Annotated in this window: 2 protein-coding genes; both read left to right on the top strand. The window is 64.6% G+C overall.

What is annotated here, in order from left to right:
- Nucleotides 1–174: 174 nt before the first annotated feature.
- The gene (locus EN749_RS34085; RefSeq protein ID WP_128364824.1) at nt 175–1,554 is read left to right on the top strand and encodes an aspartate aminotransferase family protein; all 1,380 of its coding nucleotides are present in this window, start codon (nt 175–177) and stop codon (nt 1,552–1,554) included.
- A gap of 11 nt (nt 1,555–1,565) precedes the next feature.
- Nucleotides 1,566–2,477 (top strand): glutamine synthetase family protein (locus EN749_RS34080; RefSeq protein ID WP_145991129.1); only part of this gene is annotated, 912 nt, incomplete at its 3' end.

Below are 2,477 nucleotides of genomic sequence, written 5' to 3'. Positions count from 1 at the left end.
ACACATGATCGTTCTCATTTTACCCCTCCACCTCAATTCCCGCTCATATTGGCGCTGACTTCGGCAGCACGGTCAAGCGCCGCCGCCAAAGGCTGAGCCAACGCAGGGCAGATGCGCGGCCAATTGCGGATGCGGACACGGATTGGCTAAGAGGGATCGACCAGAGGGGTTTTCATGCACAGCGACACGTCCAACACGTCCATCGGCGGCATCGGCCGCGACCGCATTGCCGATTTGCGCGAAACCGAGGGGGCAGCCTTCCGCAAGGCGCGGCCAAAATCGCAGGCCAAGATCGGCAACGGCCTGCCCGGCTTCTTCAGCGGCGTCCCGATGCACTGGATGAACGATTGGCCGACGCCGTTCCCGATCCTGGTCGACAACGCCAGGGGCGCTACGATCATGGATATCGACGGAAACAAGCTCGACGATTTCTGCCTGGGAGACACCGGCTCGATGTTTGGCCATTCGCCGCCACCGGTGGCTCGCGCCATCCGCCGCCAGGCCGGACGCGGCCTGACCTATATGCTGCCTTCGGAAGATGCGCTGGCCATTGGGCCGCTGCTGCAGCAGCGCTTCGGAATGCCATTCTGGCAGATCGCGACGACGGCGACCGACGCCAACCGCTTTGCGCTGCGTGTTGCCCGTGCCGTCACCGGCCGCGAAAAAATCCTGGTCTTCAACGGCTGCTATCATGGCTCGGTCGACGAAACGATGGTGCGGCTGATCGACGGCAAGCCCGTCAACCGGCCAGGATTGGCGGGCGAGTTCCGCGACTTGACCCGCACGGCCAAGGTCATCGAGTTCAACGACGTTTCAGCACTCGAAGCCGCGCTTGGGGATAAGGACGTCGCCTGCGTCATCGCCGAGCCGGTGCTGACCAATTCCTGCATGGTGCTGGCCGATCCGGGCTACCATGACGCCCTGCGCAAACTGACACGCCAAACCGGCACGCTGCTTCTGATCGACGAGACGCACACGATCTCGACCGGCCCCGGCGGCTACACGAGGAAATATGGTCTCGACCCGGACTTCTTCGTGCTGGGCAAGCCGATCGCCGGCGGCGTGCCGGCCAGTGTCTGGGGCATGAGCGACGACGTTGCCTCACGCTACGCGGATTACAACAGGACCAAGGAGCCGGGCTATTCCGGCATGGGCACGACACTCTCGGCCAACCCGCTGCAGTTCGCGGCGATGCGCGCCACGCTCGAAGAGGTGATGACGCAGGAAAACTACGACCGCATGGATCATCTGGCGCGGCGGCTCGATGCCGGGCTGACCGGCGTGATCGATCGCTATCGCCTGCCCTGGCATGTTTCCCGCGTCGGCGCTCGTGTCGAGTTCATCTGTGCGCCCGGTCCGCTGCGCAATGGCGCCGAGGCGGAAATGGCGCATGCACCGGAACTGGAGGCCGCCATCCATGTCGCGCTGGTCAATCGCGGCGTGCTGATCGCACCCTTCCACAACATGATGCTGATCTCGCCGGCGACCTCGGCTGCCCAGGTCAACCGGCTGATCACCGCCTTCGGCGCGGTTGCGGCGAAGCTTGCGGCATGAGACAAGCGGCGATGGACCACCCCAACGCCATGATAACCTCACCTTCGGGCTCGACACCTGCCGAGGCGCACGCCTTTCTCGACGCCCATCCCGAGATCGAGGCCTTCGATATCGTGCTGACCGATGCCAATGGCGTCGGCCGTGGCAAGATCGTGCGCCGGCATGAACTGAAGAGCATCTTCGAGGGCGGCCGCCATATGCCGATCTCGATCCTCGGCCTCGACATCACCGGCGAGGATGTGCACGAGACCGGACTGATCTGGACGACCGGTGATGGCGACCTTAGGGCATGGCCGATCCCCGGCACGCTGGTGCCGCTCTACGGTACGAGCCCGCCCCGCGGCCAGTTGCTGATGGCGATGTACATGCTCGACGGCCGACCGATGTCGTCGGATCCGCGCCTGGCGCTGGCTCGGCAGGTGGAGATCCTGGCGGCCAAGGGCCTCTATCCGGCCGGCGCCTTCGAGCTCGAATTCTTCCTGCTGGCCAATGAGCGCGACGCCGACGGCAAGGTGCAGCCGGCGCGCGCGGTGCTCGATGGCCGCGTCTCGGGCAAGACCGAAGTCTATTCGGTCGACCATCTGCACGGCATGGAGCCGCTGTTCTCCGACATCTATGCCGCGGCCAAGGCGCAAGGCATTCCGGCCGAGACGGTGATTTCCGAATATGCGCCCGGCCAGTACGAATTGACGCTGAACTACCGCAAGGATGTGATGCGGGCGGCCGACGATCTGGTCATGCTGAAGCGGCTTGTGCGGGCGCAGGCGCGCCGCCACGGCGTCACCGCCTGTTTCATGGCCAAGCCGATCGAGAAATATGCCGGCTCGGGCATGCATTTCCATGTTTCGCTGCAGGACAAGGCCGGCCGAAACGTCTTTGCCGAAGCTGGGGGCGAGAGCTGGTCGCTGCCGCTGCTGCAGGGG

The sequence above is a fragment of the Mesorhizobium sp. M7A.F.Ca.ET.027.02.1.1 genome (genome assembly GCF_004022985.1).
In the GTDB taxonomy this organism is placed as follows: domain Bacteria; phylum Pseudomonadota; class Alphaproteobacteria; order Rhizobiales; family Rhizobiaceae; genus Mesorhizobium.
Note: the sequence above shows the minus strand (reverse complement) of the source record. Positions and strands in the feature narration are given on the sequence as shown.

Coding starts and splice junctions, on each gene's coding strand:
- EN749_RS34085 (WP_128364824.1), top strand. CDS start 175: ATGCACAGCGACACGTCCAACACGTCCATCGGCGGCATCGGCCGCGAC.